Source organism: Tissierella praeacuta DSM 18095 (assembly GCF_900128955.1).
In the GTDB taxonomy this organism is placed as follows: domain Bacteria; phylum Bacillota; class Clostridia; order Tissierellales; family Tissierellaceae; genus Tissierella; species Tissierella praeacuta.
The window spans coordinates 41966-48484 of record NZ_FQTY01000020.1; the positions used below are offsets into that span (position 1 = coordinate 41966).

Consider the following 6519-nt stretch of genomic DNA (forward strand, 5'->3'; position numbering starts at 1 on the left):
ATGGCCAATGAAAAAAATGAGATAAATAATAATAGGCATTATACGGCTAAAGATATACAGGTTCTTACAGGATTAGAGCCAGTAAGAAAAAGACCAGGTATGTATATAGGTAGTACTGGACCAAAGGGACTTCACCATTTAGTATATGAAGTAGTAGACAACAGTATAGATGAGGCTTTAGCAGGAATTTGTGACACTATTAGGGTCACTATTTTTGATGATAACTCTATTAAGATATCAGATAATGGAAGTGGAATACCTGTTGAAAAACATCCGCAAACAGGAAAATCTACTGTAGAGACTGTTTTAACTATATTACATGCAGGTGGAAAGTTTAATAATGGTGCATATAAGGTATCTGGTGGCTTACATGGTGTTGGAGTTTCTGTAGTAAATGCATTATCTGAATGGTTAATAGCTAAAGTAAGAAGAAATGGAAAAGAATATATGCAAAGATTTGAAAGAGGTTTAGCAAAAACAGATCTTGAAACTATAGGAGATTCCAATGAAACAGGTACAACTATTCACTTTAAACCAGATTCACAAATATTTGAAACAATAGTATTTAGTTTCGAAACATTAGAACATAGGTTTAGAGAAATGGCCTTTTTAAATAAAGGAATTAAGATTATATTAGAGGATGAAAGAGAAGGCAAAATAAAGGAATTTCATTATGAAGGCGGAATAAAATCTTTTGTAGAATATATAAATAAAAATAAAACTCCAATACAAAAAGAGATAATGTATTATGAGGGACAAAAAGAGGGAACAACTGTAGAATTAGCATTACAATATACAGATAGCTATGCTGAAAATATATTTACATTTGCAAATAACATAAATACTCCAGAGGGTGGAACACATTTATCAGGATTTAGAACGGCTCTAACTAGAGTTATGAATGATTATGGAAGAAAATATGGTTTTATAAAAGAAAAAGATGAAAATCTTAGTGGTGATGATGTAAGGGAAGGATTAACTGGAATACTTTCAGTAAAATTAATGGAACCTCAATTTGAAGGTCAAACTAAGAGTAAGTTAGGAAATAGTGAAATAAGAGGTATAGTTGAGTCTTTAACCTATGATTTTCTAAATATATATTTAGAGGAAAATCCTAAAGATGCTAAAATAATATTAGATAAGTCCATATCTTCCCAAAGAGCAAGGGAAGCTGCTAGAAAAGCAAGGGATTTAACTAGAAGAAAATCTGTATTAGAAAATACTACATTGCCTGGGAAATTAGCCGATTGTCAAGACTCGGGTACAGAAACAACAGAAATATATATTGTAGAGGGTAATTCAGCTGGTGGTAGTGCAAAACAAGGCAGAGATAAGAAATTTCAAGCCATATTACCTTTGAGAGGAAAAATATTAAATGTAGAAAAGGCAAGATTAGATAGGATTCTAGGTTCAGAAGAAATAAAAATAATGATTACAGCTTTTGGAACAGGTATAGGTGAAGATTTTGATATTGAAAAATTAAGATATGGAAAAATAATATTAATGACAGATGCCGATGTAGATGGTGCACATATAAGAACATTATTATTAACATTTTTCTATAGATATATGAGAGAATTAATAGATAATGGACATGTGTATATTGCTCAGCCACCTCTTTATAAAGTTACTAAAGGCAAACAAGAACATTATGTATATAGTGATAATGAATTAGATAATTTATTAAATGAATTAGGAAGAACTAACTATGCCATCCAAAGATATAAAGGTCTTGGAGAAATGAATCCAGAACAATTATGGGATACAACTATGAACCCAGAAACAAGAACACTTTTAAAAGTAACCTTAGAGGACGCTGTATCTGCTGATGAGGTATTTACGACTCTAATGGGGGATAAGGTACAACCAAGAAGACAGTTCATTGAAGAGAATGCTAAGTTTGTAAAAAACTTAGATATATAGGAGGTAGAGCATGGATAGAGAATTTGATAATGTAGTAGAAGTAAATATAGAAAAGGAAATGAAAAAATCCTATTTAGATTATTCTATGAGTGTAATTATGAGTCGTGCTTTACCAGATGTTCGTGATGGGTTAAAGCCTGTTCATAGGAGAATAATCTATGCTATGGATGAGCTTGGCATGGGGCCAGATAAGCAATATAGGAAATCAGCTAGAGTTGTTGGGGACGTACTAGGTAAGTACCATCCTCATGGAGATACTTCAGTTTATGATGCAATGGTTAGATTAGCACAAGATTTTAATACTAGATATTTATTGGTAGATGGTCATGGAAACTTTGGATCCATAGATGGAGATGGTGCTGCAGCTATGCGTTATACAGAAGCAAAAATGACTAAACTTACAATGGAAATGCTTAGAGATATAGAAAAAAACACTATAGATTATAGACCAAACTTTGATGAAACCTTAAAAGAACCTGTTGTTTTACCAAGCAGATTTCCTAATTTATTAGTTAATGGTTCATCAGGTATAGCAGTAGGAATGGCAACCAATATTCCTCCTCATAATCTTAAAGAAGCAATTGATGGTGTTGTAATGCTCATAGATAATCCAGAATCTACAATAGATGATTTAATGACTGTTATAAAAGGTCCAGACTTTCCAACGGCAGCTCATATAATGGGTAAAGAAGGTATAAAAGATGCTTATAGAACAGGTCGTGGGAAAATAGTAGTAAGAGCAGTTGCGGAAATAGAAGAAACAAATAAAGGTAGACATAGAATAATAGTAACTGAATTACCATATCAAGTTAATAAAGCTAATTTAATTGAAAAAATAGCTGAATATGTTAGAGATAAAAAGATAGAAGGAATATCTGATTTAAGGGATGAATCTGATAGAGAAGGTTTAAGAATAGTTGTAGAAATAAAGAGAGATGCAAATCCAAATGTGGTTTTAAATAATTTATATAAGCATACACAATTTCAAACTACTTTTGGAGTTATAATGCTAGCCTTAGTAGATAATGAACCTAAAGTTCTTAATTTAAAGGAAATGTTAACTTACTATATAGCACATCAAAAAGATATAATAACTAGAAGAACTCAATTTGATTTAAATAAAGCTGAAGAAAGAGCTCATATAGTAGAAGGATTGAAAATAGCACTTGATAATATAGATGAGGTAATACGTATAATAAGATCTTCAAAGACTGAAGCTATAGCTAAAGAAACTTTAATGAGCAATTTTGATTTATCAGATAAACAGTCCCAAGCTATATTGGATATGAGATTGAGACGTCTTACAGGACTTGAAAGGGAAAAATTAGAAGAAGAATATGAAGGATTGATAAAGGAAATTAATAGATTTAAAGAAATATTAGCTAATGAAAGATTGGTTTATCAAATAATTAAAGAAGAAATTTTAGAAATTAAGGAAAAGTACGGTGATCCAAGAAGAACTAGAATAATGCATTCAGCTAATGATATAGATATAGAAGATATGATAGAAGAAGAAGATGTTGTAATTACATTAACTCACTTTGGTTATATAAAAAGAACCCCAGAATATACTTATAAAACTCAAAAAAGAGGTGGCAAAGGAATAATAGCCTTGACAACTAGAGAAGAGGATTTTGTAGAAGATTTATATATTACATCAACTCATGATACCATATTATTCTTTACCAATAAAGGTAAGGTGTTTTCACTAAAGGCATATGAAATTCCAGAAGGTGGTAGACAAGCAAAAGGAACAGCAATAATAAATCTATTAAATTTAACTGGTGATGAAAAGGTAAGTGCTATAGTACCTATAGATAAGAATACTATAGAAAGTAATCTTGTTTTTATTACTAAAGAAGGTATTATTAAAAAGACCAGGTTAGATAATTTTGAAAATATTAGAAAGAATGGTATTATAGCCATTAGTTTAAGAGATAGCGATGAATTAATAGGTGTTAGAAAAACCGATGGAAATAGAGAAATAATTGTAGTGACTAAAAAAGGTATGTCTATTAGATTTGATGAAAATGATGTCAGGGAAATGGGAAGAAATGCCATGGGTGTAAAAGCAATTAGCTTGAAAGACAATGATCAGGTTGTTGCAATGGAATTAGTAGAAGAAGGAAAGAAATTATTAGTTATTTCAGAATATGGATTTGGAAAAAGAACTTCACTAGATGAGTATAAAACTCAGAATAGGGGAGGAAAAGGATTAATAACCTACCACATAAGAGAAAAAACTGGTGATATAGTTTCAGCTAAGGTTGTTGACGATAATGATGAGTTATTGATGATTTCATTTACAGGTACAATTATTAGATTAATAGCTAAGGACATTTCAATCATGGGCAGAAGTACTCAAGGAGTTACTCTTATGAAGATGAAAGATGATAGAGTAGTTGCTGTAGCAAAATATGTAGAAGAAGAATAATTAAGTTAGTAAACTATAATCCTTTATTTCATTTATAAGTTTTTAATGTAATGAATGAAATAAAGGATTTGTTTTTAGGTAAAAGTTTCTAATTCCGGGTATTTTGCTTTACATTAAACTGTTTTTATTATAAAATTAATACATATTATATGTAGATAGAGGAGGGCTTATATGTCTTTAAATATGGAAGTGCAATTTGATAATATAGAAAATAAATGGGTATTCTTACCTAATGGTGAAATAGATATTTATACTTCTTCAAAATTTAAAGAGGAGATATTTAAACATTTTAGTAGTAAAGAAACAGATATAATAATAGATGGACAGAATTTAAAATATGTAGATAGTACAGGTTTAGGAGCATTAATAGCTATTTTAAAAAAGCTTAAAGATAATGACTATAAAATTTATTTATCAAATATTAAACCAAATATAAGAAAAATATTTGATATTACAGAATTAGACAAGCTATTTATTATAAGAGGTGAAAAGGATGAATAAAGATATAATAAATCTGACAATACCTAGAAAGCCAGATTATATTAGTTTAGTTAGACTTACTACCTCAGGAATAGCATATAGTATGGGATTAAATGTAGATGATATAGAAGATATAAAAGTTTCTATAGGAGAGGCTTGTATAAACTCTCTTATGTCAGATGGGAAAGAAGAAATATCCTTAGTATTTGAAATAGATGAAGAAAAGTTATCTATAGAGGTGATGAATGTAAAAGAAGAAATACCTGACGATTTAGAAGAGAAAAGAGAAAGAGAACTAGGTTTATTAATTATAAAGTCATTAATGGATGAAGTTATATTTAATGAAGATGGAATAAAAATGGTCAAGTATATAGAGGTTGATAATCAATGACTAATAAGGGGACAGAAGGAAAAGAAAATAGAGAATTAAAAGATAAGGCAGAGATTAAAAGTTTATTTAAATCTTATAATGAAAATAGGGATAAGGCTACTCGTGATAAATTAATTGAAAAACATATATATATAGCAGAGATTTTATCTAAAAAGTATGCAAACAGAGGTATAGAATATGATGATATTTATCAAGTAGCATGTATTGGCCTTATATACGCTATAGATAGATATGATATAGATAAGGGTTATGAATTCTCTAGTTTTGCAACCCCAACTATAATAGGAGAAATTAAAAAATACTTCAGAGATAAAGGGTGGACCATAAGAGTACCTAGAAGAATACAGGAATTGTCTAAGAAGATAAATAATGCAAAGGTATTTTTATCTCAACAGCTACAAAGATCACCTACAATTGAAGATATAGCAAACTATCTAAATTATTCGGAAGAAGAAATACTAGAAGCAATGGAAGCTAGTAAAGTATATACTCCTCAGTCTTTAGATATAACCTATGATTCAAATAATGAAGATAAAGATGTTAACTTAGCGGATTTAATAGGAGAAGAAGATCAATATTTTAGTAGAATTGAAGATAATGACTTTTTGGTAAAGACTATGGAAAAATTAAATGATGTAGAAAAACAAATATTAATTGAAAGATATTTTAATAAAAAAACTCAAGTTGCTATAGCAAAAACATTAGATATATCCCAAATGACAGTATCTAGAATAGAAAAGAAAGTTTTGGATAAGTTAAGAAAAGAATTAGAAAGAACATTGGTTTAACAATTGAGATTGAATAATTAGTTATTAAGTATAATTTTTTAAATAAATACAAATATTATTTATAAGGAAGCTAATCTATAAACTGCTAAAATCAATACTTTTAAAAAAAACTAAAAGTTTTTTGAAATAAGTGTTGACTTTATTCACTAATGAGAGTATTATAGTAAGAGTCGGCTGTGACATTAAACTTCATAAATCTGCAAAATGATTTAAAAAAGTTTAAAAATAACAGTTGACAGCAAAGGAAAAGTTTGCTATACTAAGTAAGTCGCCTCAAAGGGTGACGATGAACCTAGAAAACTAAACAGTGTGAGAAACTTTGAATTATAAAAAGTAATGACCTAACCCAATGAGCGTAGCGAATTGAAGGTAGGTCAGATGTCGCGAAGTCCAAATCTATGATTTGGCTAACAAAGCGACGAACACATGAATTAAGTCAGCAAATAATTTGAGCTAATCAGACTTTTTAATGAGAGTTTGATCCTGGCTCAGGACGAACGCTG

The 6519-nt window shown here is 29.6% G+C and carries 5 protein-coding genes; all 5 read left to right on the forward strand.

Annotation, left to right across the window (positions count from 1 at the left end; translation table 11 throughout):
* The gene (gyrB, locus tag BUB33_RS13950) at positions 1–1923 is read left to right on the forward strand and encodes a DNA topoisomerase (ATP-hydrolyzing) subunit B (protein WP_072977539.1); all 1923 of its coding nucleotides are present in this window, start codon (positions 1–3) and stop codon (positions 1921–1923) included.
* Between the two features lie 10 nt (positions 1924–1933).
* Positions 1934–4357, forward strand: coding sequence for a DNA gyrase subunit A (gene gyrA / locus BUB33_RS13955; RefSeq protein ID WP_072977541.1), 2424 nt, complete (start codon positions 1934–1936; stop codon positions 4355–4357).
* A gap of 171 nt (positions 4358–4528) precedes the next feature.
* The gene (locus BUB33_RS13960; RefSeq protein WP_072977544.1) at positions 4529–4858 is read left to right on the forward strand and encodes an STAS domain-containing protein; all 330 of its coding nucleotides are present in this window, start codon (positions 4529–4531) and stop codon (positions 4856–4858) included.
* A complete protein-coding gene (locus BUB33_RS13965) occupies positions 4851–5228 on the forward strand; it encodes an ATP-binding protein (protein ID WP_072977547.1) in 378 nt (125 codons plus the stop codon). The genes BUB33_RS13960 and BUB33_RS13965 overlap by 8 nt, the downstream gene beginning before the upstream one ends.
* Positions 5225–6016 carry a SigB/SigF/SigG family RNA polymerase sigma factor gene (locus BUB33_RS13970; RefSeq protein ID WP_072977549.1) on the forward strand — a complete coding sequence of 264 codons (792 nt, stop codon included), beginning with the start codon at positions 5225–5227 and terminating at the stop codon, positions 6014–6016. The genes BUB33_RS13965 and BUB33_RS13970 overlap by 4 nt, the downstream gene beginning before the upstream one ends.
* Positions 6017–6519 lie beyond the last annotated feature (503 nt).